A 16,636-nucleotide genomic window follows, 5' to 3' on the forward strand; every position below is an offset into this window, starting at 1 on the left:
ACGGCTAATGAGTTGCGTCGCCGGGCCGATATAACTAACTCTCCACCTTCAACCGGAAGTTAATTATGTCGCTGAAAAAATCCTCACTGCTGGTGTTCCTCACGATGCTGGTACTGTTTCTGGCCAGCGTGGCCATCAGCAGCTGGCTGCTGGTGCGCAGTAACGCCTCGCTGACCGCCGTTAACAAAGAGATCCGCGTAGTGCTCTCCGTTATCGATCCTATCAACCACAGCCGTACGCTGCGCGTCAGGGTGATGGAATATATGAAAGCGAGCGAGGGGGACGATACCGCATCAGCAGCGTCACTTGAGAGTGTTAAAGCGGTGGCTGTCAAAGCAGACGCGGCATTTCAGGCCTATATGGATGCCCCGCGTCTGGCCGGTGAGGCAGCAGAAGCAGAAGCTTACCGGCAGGCTTATCTCAGCTATCGCGATGAAGGGATCCGGCCGCTGGTGGCGGCCGCTGAAGCGTACGATCAGGCACGCTTTAAAGCGCAAATCCCGACCGTCGTCCGTCTCGATCGCCAGTATGAAATTATCCTCGATAAGGTACTGGCGCAGCATGAAGCTTATGCACGCCAGCTCAATGATGACGCACAACGTCACTTTCACTCCGGCCTGATGTTGCTGGTGCTGTTTGGTGCGCTGTTTGTCGGCATCATTGTTGTGATTTCACTGCTGATGCATCGCTTTGTGCTGCTGCCGCTCAGCATGGCAAAACAGCATTGCGATTTGATCGCCGCCGGCGAGCTTAACCGCCCTGTTCCGGCAAAGGGCGCGTCGCGCAGTGAAATTCAGAGTCTGATGGGCTCGCTGGAAGCGATGCGTCTCGCCCTGACACAAATCATTATGCAGGTACGTGACTCCGCGCATTCGGTCTCCACCGCCTCGGGCGAAATCGCAGCCGGAAACGTTGACCTGGCCTCGCGCACTGAGCAGCAGGCTGCGGCGCTGACGGAAACCGCGGCCAGCATGGAACAGCTGGGTGCTACGGTGAAGCAGAACACTGACAACGTCTTTGAAGCCTGCCGCCTGACAGGCGAGGCGGTGCAAAATGCGGAAACAGGTGAAAAAGTCTCGCGTGAGGTGATTGTGTCGATGGACCTGATCAACGCCAGCTCGAAAAAAATCGAAGAGATCATCTCGGTGATCAACGGGATCGCGTTTCAGACCAACATCCTTGCGCTGAACGCCGCTGTGGAAGCAGCGCGAGCGGGTGAGCAGGGCAGGGGGTTTGCAGTGGTTGCCGGAGAGGTCCGCAATCTGGCACAGCGCAGCGCGCTGGCAGCCAAAGAGATAGAGACGCTGATTGCAGAGTCGGTAGCGATTATCCACACCGGCTCGGAGCAGGTCAGCCGCACCGGGGAGGCGATGAGCGCTATCATCGCGTCGGTAAGCCGCGTTAACCTTTTGATGGAGCATATTTCCGTGGCGTCAGGTGAACAGAGTCGCGGCATCGGTCAGATTGAGAAAGCGGTGACTGAAATGGACTCTGTCACGCAGCAGAACGCTGCACTGGTACAGGAGTCAGCGGCTGCGTCAGCATCGCTTGAAGAGCAGGTACAGTATCTGACCCGTTCAGTTTCCACTTTCCATCTGGCATAAGCGCCCCGTGCCGGCTCTTTTTAAGGGGCTGGCAATCTCTCAGACCACAATACAGAACCTTTTGTGAACACTGCTTCACTATTAATGATTAAAAGAGCACATCTGAAAATTCATCTATAAAAAGCTACTATTTCAATGTATTAGAAATAGTGGTGCCTTTTTGACAAATTTATTTTCTTCAAAGCGTAAATTTATCTTACGCTTTGCCGATATTCCTCCCTGCCACCTTAGCGCAAACCGGTACGTTTGCGCCTGTTTTACAGGTGTGCTGCGGGCAAGAGTGCGCCGCAGTTAATTCTTCTCAGGGAGCAGTAAATGAACCATCGTAAACCCCTGGTGGCGGCCGTCGTCGCCTCCTGCATCGTTCTTTCCGGCTGCAGCGCCATGACTACCGCCATCAAAAAGCGCAATCTTGAAGTTAAAACGCAGATGAGCCAGACGGTATGGCTTGAGCCTTCCAGTCAGAAAACGGTCTATCTGCAGGTGCGTAATACCTCTGACAAAGATATGAGCGATCTGCAGTCGCTGCTGGCGCAGGACCTGCAGGCTAAAGGGTATACTGTCACATCCTCGCCCGATACCGCGTTCTACTGGATTCAGGCTAACGTGCTGAAGGCGGAAAAAATGGATCTGCGCCAGTCGCAGGGCTTCCTGGCGACCGGCTATGAAGGCGCGGTTACCGGTGCAGCGCTGGGTGCCGGCATTACGGCCTATAACGGTAACTCGGGTGGTGCGATGCTTGGCGTCGGTCTGGCCGCAGGCCTGGCAGGAATGGCAGCCGATGCGCTGATTGAAGATGTTAACTTCACCATGGTGACCGATCTGCAGATCTCCGAACGCAGTAAAAACGCCGTGACCACTGACAACATTGCCGCACTGCGTCAGGGCACATCGGGCATTAAGTTGCAGACCAGCAGCGAAGAGGGCAACCGCATGAAGTATCAGACGCGCGTGGTGTCCAACGCCAACAAGGTCAATCTCAAGTTTGAAGAAGCGAAGCCGGTGCTGGAAGCGCAGCTGGCGAAATCCGTGGCAGGCATCATGTAATCACGGGTGCCGCTGGTGCTTTCCGGCCGGCGGCAAATTATAACTGTGTAACTTTGAATATACGTCCTGAATAGTTACAGCATCCCTTAACATGAAACACTAACTGGTACCGGTCTGACGCACACTGCCCCTCTCTGACCCTTTCAACCTCAGGTACAGATCTGAAACAGGGTTGCCCCTCCTGACTCGCCGCCGCGCCCGGCCCGAAGGGCCGGAATGAGTGGAACAGGTAAAAGAGTGCTGTAACTAAAAAATCGTCTGACAGGAAAGGAATTGTCACTTATTTAGTCTGACCGTTACGCTTCCGGACGCACCTGCGACAGAGAATGTTTTGTCTATTGCCACCAGAGTCTGCTTTCAGGAACACAGACAGCAACCTGCCATACCCCGCTTTCTGCATTTAATCGTCCTCATGCGCCAGATATCAAAACAACTGCATTATCAGTTGCTTAATCAATAATCGCGTAACTGCTTTAGCGCAAGTGACGATTTTGTGATCTGCTTCGCCAATGCAATTCATTATATGTTGTTATATTCGTCATGCGTCATCCCATAATGAAATACAGCAAAGCGCACTCCCGCCATCTTGTACACAGATAGTGCGGTGACCTGCTGCCTTCATTCAGGCGCACTTAACCCTACAACTCCATTTAATCATTAAAAAGGTAACGATATGGAAAGCCAGGAACTCCAACGCAAACTCGGCTTTTGGGCCGTGCTGGCCATTTCCGTCGGAACGACCGTGGGTTCAGGTATTTTCGTTTCGGTTGGTGAAGTAGCAAAAGCGGCAGGTTCTCCATGGCTTACCGTACTTGCTTTTGTTATTGGCGGACTGATTGTTATCCCGCAGATGTGCGTGTATGCGGAGCTCTCTACCGCCTATCCGGAAAATGGCGCTGATTATGTGTATCTGAAAAACGCGGGCAGCCGTCCGCTGGCGTTTCTTTCCGGGTGGGCCAGTTTCTGGGCAAACGATGCGCCGTCACTCTCTATTATGGCGCTGGCGATTGTCGGTAATATGGCCTTTCTGATACCAATCGACCCGTTCATCGGGAAACTCATTGCCACCGGTCTTATTCTGGCATTTATGCTGCTGCACCTGCGGTCGGTTGAGGGCGGCGCAACCTTTCAGACGCTGATCACCATCGCTAAAATCATCCCGTTTGCCATTGTGATTGGCATCGGCGTGTTCTGGCTAAAAGGGGATAACTTTAGCGCACCCGCGACCGCCACCACCGGTACGGCGGCAGGGATCATGGCCCTGCTGGCCGGGATTTCCGCCACCAGCTGGTCATATACCGGTATGGCCTCTATTTGCTACATGACCGGAGAGATCAAAAATCCCGGTAAGACGATGCCGCGAGCGCTGATCGGCTCCTGTTTACTGGTGTTAGCACTCTATTCACTGCTGGCACTGGTGATCACAGGCCTGATGCCGTTTGACAAACTCTCCGCTTCAGGGACACCCATTTCCGACGCACTCACCTATATTCCGGCGCTCGGTAGCGTAGCGGGCATCTTTGTCGCCATCACTGCCATCATCGTGATTCTGGGCTCGCTTTCCAGCTGCGTGATGTATCAGCCGCGCCTCGAGTACGCGATGGCGAAAGATAATCTGTTTTTCAAAAGTTTCGGGCACGTACATCCGAAATACAATACGCCGGATGTCTCTATTATCCTGCAGTGCGCCCTCGGCATCTTCTTTATCTTTGTCTCTGACCTGACCAGCCTGCTCGGCTACTTCACGCTGGTGATGTGCTTCAAAAACACCCTGACCTTCGCCTCGATCATCTGGTGCCGCAAGCGTGAAGACTATAAACCGCTATGGCGCACCCCGGCATTTGGCCTGATGGCCTTTGCTGCTATCGCCTCGAGCTTAATTCTTGTTGCTTCCACCTTTGTGTGGGCACCCGTCCCGGGGCTGGTCTGTGCCCTGATTGTTATCGCTACCGGCCTGCCCGCTTATGCCTTCTGGGAAAAGCGCAACCGCCGTCTGGCTCATGTTTCTTAACCCTGTCTGGAGAGTTATTGCATGCTGAATATTGATAAAAACACGGTGGATTTCCTGGTAACTGAAAATATGGTCAGTGAAGTGGAGAAGGTGCTTGAGAAAGACGTTCCCCGCGTACATGCCATTGTTGATGAAATGATCGGGCGTGGCGTAGATCGCATTTACTTTGTCGCCTGCGGTTCCCCGCTGAATGCAGCGCAGACGGCAAAGCATCTCGCAGATCGTTTCTCCGGCCTTCAGGTATACGCGCTTTCTGGCTGGGAATTCTGTGATAACACCCCGCATCGACTGGACTCACGCTGTGCGGTAATCGGAGTCTCTGATTACGGTAAAACTGAGGAGGTCATTCAGGCGCTTGAGCTGGGCGCAGCGTGTGGCGCGCTGACCGCCGCCTTTACCAAACGTACAGACAGTCCTGTTAATCAGGCTGCTCAGCATGTGGTGGCGTATGAAGCAGACTGCATCTGGGAAATCCATCTGCTGCTGTGCTACAGCGTGGTGCTGGAGATGATTACGCGCCTCGCGCCGCATACCGAAATCGGCAAAATCAAAAACGATCTGCGCAAACTTCCGCAGGCGCTCGGGCATCTGGTGCGCACCTGGGAGGAAAAAGGACGTCAGCTTGGCGAACAGGCCTCGCAGTGGCCGATGATCTATACCGTTGCCGCCGGTCCGCTGCGTCCGCTGAGTTATAAAGAGGGGATTGTGACGCTGATGGAGTTTACCTGGACCCATGGCTCAGTGATCGAGAGCGGCGAGTTTCGTCACGGCCCGCTGGAAATCGTTGAGCCGGGCGTTCCGTTTCTGTTCCTGCTGGGTAATGACGAGAGTCGTCACACCACGGAGCGCGCCATCCGTTTCGTGCGTGAGCGTACCGATAACGTGATTGTGATCGACTATGCCGACATCGCTCAGGGACTACACCCGTGGCTCGCGCCGTTCCTGATGTTCGTTCCGATGGAGTGGCTCTGTTACTACCTCTCTATTTACAAAGATCACAACCCGGACGATCGCCGTTACTACGGTGGCCTCGTCGAATATTAATCTCCTGCCCGGCCTCTATACAGGCCGGGCAGCACAGCAAGGAACAGAGAGATGAAAACGGGTAGGGTTGCCTGCGAACATCAGCGTTTAGCGCTGGCGCAGGTCTATTGCACTATGAGCGCGCCGCTCTCACAGGAGGGACAATGAAACGTCTGGCAACGGTAGGCGATAATTGCGTAGATATCTATCCTCAGCTGGGTAAAGCGTTTTCCGGGGGCAACGCTGTTAACGTGGCGGTTTACAGCACGCGTTACGGGATGCAGCCCGCCTGCGTCAGTTGGGTAGGGGAGGACGATTACGGTGCCATGCTGCGTCGCGACCTTGCGCAGCATGGCGTGGATATTTCCCGTCTGCGAGTGATGCCCGGTGTCACAGCGCAAACCCAGGTGGAGCTGCAGAATAACGATCGCCTTCTCGGTGATTATACCGAAGGTGTAATGGCAGACTTTCGCGTCGGTGAGCAGGAGCTGGCGTGGCTGATGGAGTTCGACATTATCCACTCTGCCATTTGGGGGCATGCAGAGTCCGCTTTTCCTGCACTGAAGGCGGCGGGCAAAATTCTGTCTTTTGATTTTGCCGATAAATGGGAAAGTCCGCTGTGGCACACACTACCGGAACATCTTGATTTTGTTTTTGCTTCGGCAAATAAAGATAATCCGTGGTTGCGCGACCGGCTGCAGAGCGTGGTGCAGTTTGGCGCGGGTGTGGCGATCGCCACGCTGGGAGAAAATGGCAGCCTGGCGTGGGATGGCACGCAGTTCTGGCTGATACCGCCGCAGCGCGTCGAAGTAGTGGATACCATGGGGGCCGGGGATTCCTACATCGCCGGGTTCCTGTGCGCTATCGCTAACGGGCTGCCGCTCCAGAACGCCATGAAACAGGGTACCCGGTGTGCTGCACGCACCATTGGCTACCATGGTGCGTGGTAAGCGCCGGCGCTGGCGTAACATTACTCGTGCCAGCGCCTGTTACTCATCCGGAAACGCTCATATAATCAACCCCACTCCTTTTATAACATCAGGGTCGATTCATGCCAGCTACGGAGCGCTACTCCCATCAACTCCTTTACGCCACTGTGCGCCAGCGCCTGCTGGATGATATCGCGCAGGGAGTCTACCGGGCTGGTCAGCAGATCCCGACTGAAAGCGAGTTGTGCACGCTCTATAACGTCAGCCGCATTACCATTCGCAAAGCGATCAGCGATCTGGTCAACGACGGCGTGCTGCAGCGCTGGCAGGGCAAAGGCACCTTTGTACAGAGTAAAAAAGTTGAGAATGCGCTGCTGACGGTAAGTGGTTTCACTGACTTTGGCGTGTCCCAGGGTAAGCCAACCCGGGAAGAGGTTATCGAACAGGAGCGCATCAGTGCCGATCCATTCTGCGAACGGCTGAATATACCAGGTGGCGGCGAAATTTTTCGCCTGATGCGGGTCATGTATCTCGACGATGAGCCGCTGTTTATCGACAGCTCCTGGATCCCGCTTTCCCGTTATCCGGCCTTTGACGAAATTTATACCGCAGGCGCCTCGACTTATAAGCTGCTTCAGGAAAAATTCGACACCCGCGTGGTGAGTGATAAAAAAACCATCGATATTTTTATGGCCACCAAAGCTGAGGCCCAAAGGCTGAAGTGTGAACTGGGCGAGCCGCTGTTCCGCATCAGCAAAATCGCTTTCGATCAGAATGCGAAACCGGTGCACTATTCGGAGCTATTCTGCCGCGCCAACCGGGTCAGCCTGACTATTGATAACCAGCGCCAGAAATGAAAAAGAGAACCGAAGCCCTCTTAACGGTTCCTGTCGCCGGATTATTTAAAACCGCATGCCGCTCATGTCCTGAGCGGCCCTTGTGCTCAAGCATCAGCAGCGCAGGATATTTCTGCTTATCAGTCAGGCGAGCTGTAACCCTTCTCGCCGTTTTATCCCCGCCTGTCTGCCGCAATGATCTGTTCTGCTATCGCCTGTAAATCGGGCCCGCAGATATCGGGCTGTTCGCCCAGCAACAGCGGCGCGTTACCGGCGCGGGTGAGCAGGGCGCCTTTCCAGCCACAGGCCATGGCACCAATAATATCCCAGGCGTGCGTGGCTATCATTCTGAGCGCAGCAGGAGGCCGATCCAGCGCCTGACTGACACTCCCATAAGCGGCAGCGGCAGGTTTGAAACAGCCGCTCAGCTCAACGGAGAACTGTTGTGAAAAAAATTGTGCCAGTCCGGATTGCGCCAGCACTTTTTTGCCCGCTTTTGCCGATGAGTTCGTGAACGTCACCATTTCAAAACCCGCAGTACGAAGTTTTTCCAGCGCGGGCTGCGCATCAGGATGAGCGGGTAACGCCGCCATCTCCTCCTGAAACTGCGTTATCTGTGCTGAAGTGAGCGCTGTACTGCGGATGGTGGCTACCATTTTCAACACGGCAACCGCCAGTTCACCAAATGGCACATAGCGTCCGCTTAAGGTGAGCGTCTGGGAGTAGAGGATCTGTTCTGCAAACCACTGACGCATGACCTGCGTATCGCCAAACGTGTCCAGAAAAAAATCATCCAGATAGGTCAGATCGAGCAGCGTTTCATTAACATCAAATACCAGCAGGGTGCTCTCTTTCATTTTTATCTGCGTACCTTTTTTGCATAAAACGTATTGCTGCAGAGCATAACGTGCGGGCTGCCAGAGGCGCAGCCCGCGCGGATATCACTCAATAACCCAGACGCTGACGCTGCCGCCGTTGCAGGTGAATACCGCTTCACCCTGTTCGTTGGTGGTGATCGTCTCGTCGCGATTGTCAAGGAAATCGCGCCAGTTTTTGCCGGCGTAATTCTCTCCCAGCGTCAGCGTTTTCTCTCCGCTGTCGCCGTTAGACATCACAACCACGCAGCCTGGCTCATCTTCCGTGCCGCTGCGACTGAACGCGATGCAGTTGGGGTGATCAAACCACAGCGTCTGCACCCCGTGTGCAAAACGCTGGCGCGCAATCATCAGCCGATCGAGCTTGTCGATCACCGGCATCTCAACGTTATGCGTTTCGCCATCGCTGCCGGTGTCCTCATAGCTGGCGCCGTAGAGATCCGGATAGAACACGCACGGCACACCGTTTTCACGCAGTAAAATCAGCGCATAGGCGAGCGGCTTGAACCAGGCCTCTACCGGCGCTTCAAGCGCCTGCAGCGGCTGAGTATCGTGGTTAGCAACGATAGTGACGGCGTGGAACGGATCGGCTTCTACCAGCGTACCGGAGAAAATCTGGCTCATGTCGTAACTGCTGCCCTGCTTAGAGGCTTCATGAAACTTCATGTGCAGTGGGGCATCAAACAGCAGCGTTTTACCCTCAACCTGATTGATATACTGCTGCAGTTTATCCAGCTCAAACGACCAGTACTCCGCTACGATAAACAGCGGCTTTTCAGAGACCTCCTGCACATGGTCAATCCACTCTTTGTAGAACCAGGCCGGAATATGTTTAACCGCATCCAGACGGAATCCGTCGCACTGGGTGGTTTCCATCATCCAGCGCGCCCAGTATTTGATCTCCTCCGTCGCCGAGCGGTTACGGAAATCGATATTGGAGCCCATCAGATAATCAAAGTTGCCCAGCTCATTATCAACCTGGTCGTTCCAGCCCTCGCCGGTATAGTCGTTCACAATCTTGAACACGCCATCTTCATCGGGATTTTCGATGTGATCAACGCCGCTGAAGCACTTATAGTCCCAGATAAACTTTGAATACTTTCCGGCACGAACCGGGAAGGTGTAGCGCGTCCAGGCTTCGCACTCCACTACCTCTTCATGAATCTGTGAACGATCCTGCTCGTCGACGCGGTTAACCAGAATGCGTTCTTTCTCATCCGCGCCCATTTTGTGGTTAACTACCACATCCATCAGCACCGCAATCTGATGCTGATGAAGCGTTTCAATCGCCGTATGGAGCTGCGCTTTGTCGCCATATTTCGTGGCAACGGTGCCTTTCTGATCAAACTCACCCAGGTCAAACAGATCGTAAGTGTCATAGCCGACTGAACTGCCGCCTGAAGCACCTTTATAGGCTGGTGGCAGCCAGATCATATTGATACCCGATTCGCTCATATGCGCTGCCCGTTCGGTCAGCTCAGGCCAGAGCTGGCCGCCTTCGGGGTAATACCAGTGAAATGCCTGTAACAGGGTTGGATTTTTCATCGCCGGGCTCCGTTTATAGTCAAAAGAATTATGGAGCGGGAATGGAAAAGCGCGCGAATATTCAGCGGCCACCGCACTTTTTGCTGTTGCAACAGCAGGACCGGCACGGGATGTGCATTACTCTTAAAAACAGGCCAGCCGCTTTGCAGCGGCGTTTTTTAATTTATGCTGACCCCGCCATTTGCTTATGCGGAACGCACATGACCCGATATTTCTCTTTCTGTTCGCTTATTGTTCTCGCCTATCTTTACGCAACGCAGGGGGCGCATGCGGATACGCCCAGGGCGCCGCTCGTTGCCGGCTACGGTAAGCTTTATGACACCCCTGACGCGGCTTTTCAGCCCGACAGTACGCAGCACTACAAACTGGTTTTTAAAGTGAGCGAGGCGGCCAGCAATGCAGCAGATATCAATCCCGGCCTGAATGAGGTGGCGCGCGTCATCAATCTTTATGGCCGTTCCGGCGTGCCGGCTAATCAGCTGGACGCCGTGGTGGCGGTTAACGGCGGTGCCACGCCCGCTATGCTGGATGAGCAGCACTACCGGAAGCTGTTTGGCGCGGCTAATCCTAACCTGCAGCTGATAAAAGCGCTGAACGATGCGGGTGTAAAAGTGACGCTGTGCAGTCAGGCGCTGGCCTGGCATCATTACGATCCGCGCTGGGTCGCGTCCCCCGTGATCCGCACTCCCTCAGCGCTGACGACGCTGACCACGCTGCAGAACCAGGGTTACGCGCTGCTGGATACGCAGGGGGCCGGACAGGTTGAATAATCCCTGCTGATTGATGCTGGAGATAGATTACGCGGAGAAAATAAAGATCTAGATGCGCTCAATGCTGGCCTGACAGGCGACTACCTCAATCAGCTCAAACTCTTCAGCCACCAGCTCCATACGTTCATCGAAAACGCCACTGTTTTCAAAGAAGCGCTGGTGCTCCTGACGCCAGTAGCGGAGGCTCAGATCGCCTTCACCCTCTTTACGGGCAAACGCTTCGGTAACGTCGCAGAAGCGTATCAGCTGCAGACTGACGATGCGGACCACGCAAACCGGCTGATTGCGGCCGTCGAGGACGATGCTGTAGCGGCCCACAGTTGGCGCTTCAGCATCGTTCTGAAAAGCAGCCAGCGAACTGCAGGTGGCGGTTTTCCTGCCCTCTGTAATCAGTTTCGCCAGCGTATCTGCCAGGGCAGGGGAATCACCAAACGTCCAGCTCAGCGCCTGCGGGTATTTCGCTTTAAGAGCAGTTATCTTAGGCATTATGATCCCGCAAAAAGACTGTCAGCACATCCTTCGGTGGCGTAACGCCGCATTCTGATAAGAGCCAGCCCACAGCACCGCGATGATAGGTGCCGTGAAACAGCATATGGTTGATCATCTCTTCAGCCTGCATTTCTCCGGCGCCACCATCCACAAAACGAAAGCGGATCACTTCAGCAAGATCGGCTTCATTAAGCGTGGCGACATGCTTCAGGTACCAGCGAGTGGTCTCCGACAGAGCGTGCGTCAGTTCTTCAACGGCAGGCGTTTCAGGGGTATTCAGTGCGGTGTAACCATGTTGCTCACCGGTGAGGTTGGCTTTGAAAATAGCGTCCACGACATAGATGTGGTTCATCAGGCGCAGTGCCAGATGACGTTTCTCCGCAAACTGTGCGGCATCAATGTCAGAAATTGCCTGCAGGGTGGCGGCATCTATCCATAATTTATAGCGGAGAAGGGTGGTCAGGGTGCTGCTCATGGTTTCATCCTGAAAAAGGCAGAGGCCCATCATAGCAGCAAAAAAAAGTGGCCGAACAACAAAAAAGAGGAGCCAGGCTCCTCTTTTGTCATGCCGTCACTAACGCACGATGTGCAGGAAGTGCAGGTGCTTCTCATACTGGTCGAGGATATCGTTGATGATCTGCTCCTGATTCCAGCCCATCACGTCATAATCCTGGCCACCCTCTTTGAGGTAGACCACCGCACGGTAATATTTCTGCTCTTCTGCCTTATCGCTGGCTGACATACCCGCCAGCGCAAAGGCAGGCTGCAGATAGGGACGCGCGCGGACTTCGTAAACGAAGTTAAGCTCCTGTCCCAGATCCACCTCAAACCGCACGCGATCGTCTTCATCGGCACGGGTATGCGACGGGGTATTTTGCTTTGCCAGCTCCTGCTCGACCATCTCCATCGCCGGATAGATCACTTCCGTCATAAAGCGTTTCACCTGCGAGCGCTTCGGGAAATAGGCGATATTACGTAAACGACGCTGCCACGGAATCGGATTGCGTGCAGCCGTGGGCGCGATGGTCGCAATCTGCTTGCTGTCCCGCTTCCAGGCATCGATACGAAGCGCTTTAAGCAACCCATACATCGACATCAGCAGGATAATGGCAAACGGCAGGGCGCTGGCGATAGTCACAAACTGCAGCGCTTTCATGCCGCCAGCTAACAGTAAGGTGATGGCTACGACGCCCATCAGCGCGGACCAGAAAATACGCTGCCAGACTGGCGTTTGATCGGTGCCCCCTGACGCGAGCGTATCCACCACCATCGCCCCGGAATCCGCGGACGTGACAAAGAAGACCACTACCATGGCGACGGCAATGCAGGAGAGAGCAAAGCTGAAAGGAAAATGCTCCAGAAAATTAAACAGCGCGAGCGTTTGATCGCTCATCACCGTCTGCGCCAGATCGGTGGCACCCTGCTGCATGATCATCCAGATTGCGCTGTTACCAAAGAAGGTCATCCAGAGCAGCGTAAAGCCCGCCGGCACGAACAGCACGCCGGTGACGAATTCACGGATGGTACGACCGCGCGATACGCGGGCGATAAACATGCCGACAAAGGGTGACCACGCCAGCCACCAGCCCCAGTAGAACAGCGTCCAGCCGCCCAGCCACTTACTCGATTTAGGCTCATAGGCATAGAGGTTGAAGGTTTTTGTCACCAGCTCGGAAAGATAGCCGCCGGTATTCTCCACAAACGACTTCAGCAGCAGGACCGTCGGCCCCAGAGTGCCGACCAGGATCAGCAGCAGCACCGCCAGACCGAGGTTTATTTCCGATAAAATACGGATACCTTTGTCCAGTCCGGAGACAACGGACAGTGTTGCCAGGGCGGTGATCACCACAATCAGAATCACCTGCATGGTGGCGCTGACCGGTAAACCAAACAGATGATTGAGACCGGCGTTAACCTGCAGTACGCCGTAGCCCAGCGAGGTAGCCACACCCAGCACCGTACCAATCACCGCAAAAATATCCACGGCGTGACCCATCCAGCCATAGATGCGGTTACCGATAATCGGATAGAGCGCTGAGCGCAGTGTCAGCGGTAATCCATGACGATAGCTAAAGAAGGCCAGGATGAGCGCCACAATCGCATATATCGACCAGGCGTGCAGTCCCCAGTGGAAGAACGTGATACGCAACGCTTCCCGCGCCGCATTGACGGTTTCCGGCTCGCCTGACGGCGGTGCCATGTAGTGCATCACCGGCTCAGCTACGCCGAAAAACATCAGGCCTATCCCCATGCCGGCAGAAAAAAGCATGGCAAACCAGGAGTGATAACTGAAATCGGGCTCAGCGTGATCGGGCCCGAGTTTGATATCGCCATAGCGCGACACCCCCAGGTAGATCACGGTCAGCAGTATCAGCGCAACGGCGAGAATATAAAACCAGCTGGCATTGGCAAACAGCGACGTCTGCAGGGCGGTGAGCTGGGTATCCGCCTGTTCAGGAAAGAGCGCGGCAAAGGCGACCAGGATAAAAATCAGGGCGGCTGAAGTGAAAAAGACCGGTGGGTTAATCTGACTTCGCTTTTTTTGGATGTCCGTTTCTGATGTTGGCATAAGTATCCTGCATAACGTGAATGAAGACCAAATGTAACAATCAGTATGAAAGAGTAAAAGCGAAACGCCAGCAGGTGCTTAAAAACCAGGCTAATCACAGGAGATTTTTTCCGGAAGCGCCCAGATGGCTGCACGCTCCACGGCGGTTTTATCCGCTGCGCAGCTCATGGCCATGTTTGCGCGTGACAGTGCAAGGCTGGAGTGGCGCTGTGCATCAGCGGCGTAACGATGCGGCGCAATCAGCGCCAGCGCCTGAAGCGATTTCTGCAGACGAATTTGTACCTCAGCCAATCCTGCGCCATCGCGTCCGATGGCGGTGAACACATCATCAAACATATCGCTGATTTGGGCGGGCCGGATAAATATGCGCGGCCAGGCTACTTCATCAGAAGCCGGAGGAACAGGGAGGCCGAATAGTCTGACAGCCCGGCCAATGATATCTATGGCGGTGCCGGGATCGTTAACTGCGGGGGAAAGCGCGCGTGAGGCGATTTCTGCGAGCACGCAGAGGCCAAAGCGCGGGTCCTGCTCATAAGAGCGCTGCTCACCGATGGTAAATGCACTCTTCAGATGGTGCTGATCTTCTTCAGACATCGGCTGGGTGCACCATAGCAGAGGCGATCCCGGATGAACAAAGCTGCCGGGCTGAGCAGCCAGATAGAGATGCACCTGCTGCGCGTCTGCCCGGTCGTTAAGCCGTTGCAAATCGATATGCTGCAGGTAACCAATACTCTCTGGCAGAAGCGGATGGGGTCGTGCCGCGGCGGGCAGATCACCCTGCCAGGCCGAGCCGCCCATACAGGGGTTCTGCAATCGTTCAGTCAGCGCCGCGCGGGTCGCCTGCTCGACACGCTGAGAGGTTTCGCCCAGGCTGCCAAAATTAGCGAGATGCTGGATCCAGCGCAGCAGGGTGATCACAATCATGGCGATCACCAGCAGCGTCACAAAGAACAGCACCACCCGCCCCTGTGTGCCGTATGCGCCCATACCCAGCGCAATGATCCCCACCAGGCTGTAGAGAAAGGAGCCGATGAACGTCGCCAGCACATTCTGCGTGGTGCGATCTTCCATCAGCAGACTGGTAGCACGCGGCGTCACGCTGCTGCTCGCGGAGTTATAGGCTGTCACCATGATATTCAGCGAAAACGTCGTCACCGCCAGCATACTGGAGGCGAGGATAGCCAGAATCTCATCTACGGCTTCACTGCCAATCAGGCCCGATACGGAGGCAGGAATAAACGGTTTCACCGCAATAGCCACCAGCGCGGTGATCACCGCCAGTACCGCAAAAAGCGAGCTGCGAAACCAGAGCTGTTTAGTCAGCTGGCGCAGTAACCATTGTGTTTTGGACATTGTGTTCTCTGTTGTTATACACCGATCGTCAGGCGCACCTCAGCCGGCATCAGGAGGCTTGCTGCAGCACAGAGGCGAATAGCGCTGATGATCCTGGAAAAAGTGAGCCTGCGAATGACATCGTCGCTTTGAGTGTGCGATAAAACACCATAGTCGATATATACGCAGCGTGCATAGCTGTCTGGCAGCGCAGAGAAGGAAAATCACAAACGATGAAAACCATTGGTATTCTGGGCGGAATGTCTGCCGCCTCAACGCAAACCTACTATCGTCAGCTATGCGAGCTGACGCGCCAGCAGCTGGGTGGCCTGCACTCGCCGGAGCTGCTGATTCGATCGCTCGACTTTGCGCGCATTGAGCAGCTGCAGGCGAGCGGGCAGTGGGAGGCGGCCGGGGAGATCCTCAACGCAGAGGCGCACGCGCTGGCACGCGGCGGCGCAGATTTTATCGTGCTGGCCACTAACACTATGCACAAACTGGCTGACATCATGATGAAAGATGTCGCTGTTCCGCTGCTGCATATCGCCGATGCTACCGCTGAGCGCATCGTAGCGTCGGGACTGCGCGCGCCGGGCCTGATCGCCACCGCCTTTACCATGGAACAGCAGTTCTATCGTCAGCGGCTGGAAACGGCCGGGCTGCAGCCGCTTATCCCGGACAACGACGATCGCGCCAGAGTGCACCACATTATTTATGATGAGTTGTGCAAAGATATCACCACGACAGCCAGCCGCGAGGCGTTTGAGCAGGTGGCTGAACGGCTGGTAGCGCAGGGCGCGGATTGCATGATCCTCGGCTGTACCGAGGTCGGGATGCTGCTTAATCCGCGTAATGTGTCGGTTCCCGTCTTTGATACCACGCAGATCCACTGCGAAGCGGCGCTGGCGTTAGCGCTGGCCCCCTGAGGCCGGCCGCAGCGCCAGCCGGATAAACGCGGTGATATCCATCATCGCCTGCCGATGCTTCTCTGCTGAGGGAGTGATGCTCAGCACCTCAGCGTAACCATTGAGCATAGCGCTGAGCTGGCGGGTCACCCGGGCTGCATCAGCGGTGTGAAAGCGCTGCTGCTCCACTCCCTGCTGGATCATACCGCCAATCAGTGCGCTCCAGCTGGCGATATTCTTTTCAGCGAGTGCGGCCCAGACCTCATTGTTCGCCGCCATCTGCCAGAGTGAATCGTAGAGCTTCCACGTTGCATCCACACTATCGGGCAGGTAGATCTCTGCCAGCCGGAGAAGCTGCTGTTCCGGTGCCAGTTCCTCAGCTTCGCGCGTGAACTGTGCGATCTCCTGCGCCATAAAGCGCTCAAGCGCCGCCAGCGAGAGCGCCTGCCAGTTACTGAAGTAGTGATAGATATGGCTGCGCGACAGGCCAAGTTGCTCGGTGACGTCACGGGTCGTGACGCCAGCAATGCCTTTTTCAATAAACAGCGCCACAGCGGTATCAAGAATACGGTGCTTTAACTCGTCGGTATTTTTCTTCATCTGCGCTTTTTGCATTCCGGCCACAATACAGGGCGCATGGTAGCAGATATGCCGGCGATTGCAGCGTTTAACCATTGGTGTGGTCTATAACAGCAATTGCT

General features: G+C 55.1%; 15 protein-coding genes. 8 read left to right on the forward strand and 7 right to left on the reverse strand.

The window, feature by feature from the left end; translation table 11 throughout:
- The first annotated feature begins 65 nt into the window (after positions 1-65).
- From C1Y41_RS16905 to C1Y41_RS16930, 6 genes are all read left to right on the forward strand, one after another.
- Complete coding sequence (locus C1Y41_RS16905) at positions 66-1,604, forward strand: methyl-accepting chemotaxis protein (RefSeq protein ID WP_104085920.1); 1,539 nt, start codon at positions 66-68, stop codon at positions 1,602-1,604.
- Between the two features lie 315 nt (positions 1,605-1,919).
- Positions 1,920-2,651, forward strand: a complete 732-nt coding sequence (traT, locus tag C1Y41_RS16910) for a complement resistance protein TraT (protein WP_065647990.1) — start codon at positions 1,920-1,922, stop codon at positions 2,649-2,651.
- Between the two features lie 673 nt (positions 2,652-3,324).
- Positions 3,325-4,662, forward strand: coding sequence for a fructoselysine/psicoselysine transporter FrlA (gene frlA, locus C1Y41_RS16915; protein WP_065647991.1), 1,338 nt, complete (start codon positions 3,325-3,327; stop codon positions 4,660-4,662).
- Between the two features lie 21 nt (positions 4,663-4,683).
- A complete protein-coding gene (gene frlB, locus C1Y41_RS16920; protein ID WP_104085921.1) occupies positions 4,684-5,706 on the forward strand; it encodes a fructoselysine 6-phosphate deglycase in 1,023 nt (340 codons plus the stop codon).
- A gap of 143 nt (positions 5,707-5,849) precedes the next feature.
- On the forward strand, positions 5,850-6,635 hold the full coding sequence (frlD, locus tag C1Y41_RS16925) for a fructoselysine 6-kinase (protein WP_104085922.1): 786 nt from the start codon (positions 5,850-5,852) through the stop codon (positions 6,633-6,635).
- A 101-nt stretch (positions 6,636-6,736) separates the two neighbouring features.
- Positions 6,737-7,471, forward strand: a complete 735-nt coding sequence (locus C1Y41_RS16930; protein WP_065647994.1) for a GntR family transcriptional regulator — start codon at positions 6,737-6,739, stop codon at positions 7,469-7,471.
- A 152-nt stretch (positions 7,472-7,623) separates the two neighbouring features.
- Here C1Y41_RS16930 and C1Y41_RS16935 read toward each other — a convergent pair whose 3' ends face one another.
- Together C1Y41_RS16935 and amyA are read right to left on the reverse strand one after the other, a co-directional pair.
- Positions 7,624-8,307 carry a haloacid dehalogenase type II gene (locus tag C1Y41_RS16935; protein ID WP_104085923.1) on the reverse strand — a complete coding sequence of 228 codons (684 nt, stop codon included), beginning with the start codon at positions 8,305-8,307 and terminating at the stop codon, positions 7,624-7,626.
- 84 nt (positions 8,308-8,391) lie between these two features.
- Positions 8,392-9,870 carry an alpha-amylase gene (gene amyA / locus C1Y41_RS16940; RefSeq protein WP_104085924.1) on the reverse strand — a complete coding sequence of 493 codons (1,479 nt, stop codon included), beginning with the start codon at positions 9,868-9,870 and terminating at the stop codon, positions 8,392-8,394.
- 200 nt (positions 9,871-10,070) lie between these two features.
- On the opposite strand from amyA, the gene C1Y41_RS16945 reads away from it, so the two are divergent.
- On the forward strand, positions 10,071-10,640 hold the full coding sequence (locus tag C1Y41_RS16945; protein ID WP_158249874.1) for a DsrE family protein: 570 nt from the start codon (positions 10,071-10,073) through the stop codon (positions 10,638-10,640).
- 48 nt (positions 10,641-10,688) lie between these two features.
- On the opposite strand, the gene C1Y41_RS16950 is transcribed toward C1Y41_RS16945, so the two are convergent.
- From C1Y41_RS16950 to C1Y41_RS16965, 4 genes are all read right to left on the reverse strand, one after another.
- Positions 10,689-11,126: an ASCH domain-containing protein gene (locus C1Y41_RS16950; protein WP_104085926.1), complete on the reverse strand. Its 438-nt coding sequence runs from the start codon at positions 11,124-11,126 to the stop codon at positions 10,689-10,691.
- Positions 11,119-11,604, reverse strand: a complete 486-nt coding sequence (locus C1Y41_RS16955) for a DinB family protein (RefSeq protein ID WP_104085927.1) — start codon at positions 11,602-11,604, stop codon at positions 11,119-11,121. Before C1Y41_RS16955 ends, C1Y41_RS16950 begins: the two co-directional genes overlap by 8 nt.
- Before the next feature lie 99 nt (positions 11,605-11,703).
- Positions 11,704-13,698: a choline BCCT transporter BetT gene (gene betT / locus C1Y41_RS16960; protein WP_104085928.1), complete on the reverse strand. Its 1,995-nt coding sequence runs from the start codon at positions 13,696-13,698 to the stop codon at positions 11,704-11,706.
- A gap of 90 nt (positions 13,699-13,788) precedes the next feature.
- Entirely contained in the window at positions 13,789-15,051 is a 1,263-nt protein-coding gene (locus C1Y41_RS16965; RefSeq protein ID WP_104085929.1) for a DUF2254 domain-containing protein, read from the reverse strand.
- A gap of 212 nt (positions 15,052-15,263) precedes the next feature.
- Between C1Y41_RS16965 and C1Y41_RS16970 the strand changes: the two genes are divergently transcribed.
- Positions 15,264-15,956, forward strand: a complete 693-nt coding sequence (locus C1Y41_RS16970; RefSeq protein ID WP_104085930.1) for an aspartate/glutamate racemase family protein — start codon at positions 15,264-15,266, stop codon at positions 15,954-15,956.
- Here the strand turns inward: C1Y41_RS16970 and C1Y41_RS16975 are convergent.
- Positions 15,939-16,535, reverse strand: a complete 597-nt coding sequence (locus tag C1Y41_RS16975) for a TetR/AcrR family transcriptional regulator (RefSeq protein ID WP_104085980.1) — start codon at positions 16,533-16,535, stop codon at positions 15,939-15,941. The genes C1Y41_RS16970 and C1Y41_RS16975 overlap by 18 nt on opposite strands.
- Positions 16,536-16,636 lie beyond the last annotated feature (101 nt).

It is taken from the genome of Pantoea sp. ICBG 1758, assembly GCF_002928325.1.
Lineage (GTDB): Bacteria > Pseudomonadota > Gammaproteobacteria > Enterobacterales > Enterobacteriaceae > Pantoea > Pantoea eucrina.

Excerpts from the sequence above, each read along its gene's own strand:
- C1Y41_RS16905 (WP_104085920.1), top strand. The coding sequence starts at position 66 with ATGTCGCTGAAAAAATCCTCACTGCTGGTGTTCCTCACGATGCTGGTA.
- traT (WP_065647990.1), top strand. The coding sequence starts at position 1,920 with ATGAACCATCGTAAACCCCTGGTGGCGGCCGTCGTCGCCTCCTGCATC.
- frlA (WP_065647991.1), top strand. The coding sequence starts at position 3,325 with ATGGAAAGCCAGGAACTCCAACGCAAACTCGGCTTTTGGGCCGTGCTG.
- frlB (WP_104085921.1), top strand. The coding sequence starts at position 4,684 with ATGCTGAATATTGATAAAAACACGGTGGATTTCCTGGTAACTGAAAAT.
- frlD (WP_104085922.1), top strand. The coding sequence starts at position 5,850 with ATGAAACGTCTGGCAACGGTAGGCGATAATTGCGTAGATATCTATCCT.
- C1Y41_RS16930 (WP_065647994.1), top strand. The coding sequence starts at position 6,737 with ATGCCAGCTACGGAGCGCTACTCCCATCAACTCCTTTACGCCACTGTG.
- C1Y41_RS16935 (WP_104085923.1), bottom strand. The coding sequence starts at position 8,307 with ATGAAAGAGAGCACCCTGCTGGTATTTGATGTTAATGAAACGCTGCTC.
- amyA (WP_104085924.1), bottom strand. The coding sequence starts at position 9,870 with ATGAAAAATCCAACCCTGTTACAGGCATTTCACTGGTATTACCCCGAA.
- C1Y41_RS16945 (WP_158249874.1), top strand. The coding sequence starts at position 10,071 with ATGACCCGATATTTCTCTTTCTGTTCGCTTATTGTTCTCGCCTATCTT.
- C1Y41_RS16950 (WP_104085926.1), bottom strand. The coding sequence starts at position 11,126 with ATGCCTAAGATAACTGCTCTTAAAGCGAAATACCCGCAGGCGCTGAGC.
- C1Y41_RS16955 (WP_104085927.1), bottom strand. The coding sequence starts at position 11,604 with ATGAGCAGCACCCTGACCACCCTTCTCCGCTATAAATTATGGATAGAT.
- betT (WP_104085928.1), bottom strand. The coding sequence starts at position 13,698 with ATGCCAACATCAGAAACGGACATCCAAAAAAAGCGAAGTCAGATTAAC.
- C1Y41_RS16965 (WP_104085929.1), bottom strand. The coding sequence starts at position 15,051 with ATGTCCAAAACACAATGGTTACTGCGCCAGCTGACTAAACAGCTCTGG.
- C1Y41_RS16970 (WP_104085930.1), top strand. The coding sequence starts at position 15,264 with ATGAAAACCATTGGTATTCTGGGCGGAATGTCTGCCGCCTCAACGCAA.
- C1Y41_RS16975 (WP_104085980.1), bottom strand. The coding sequence starts at position 16,535 with ATGAAGAAAAATACCGACGAGTTAAAGCACCGTATTCTTGATACCGCT.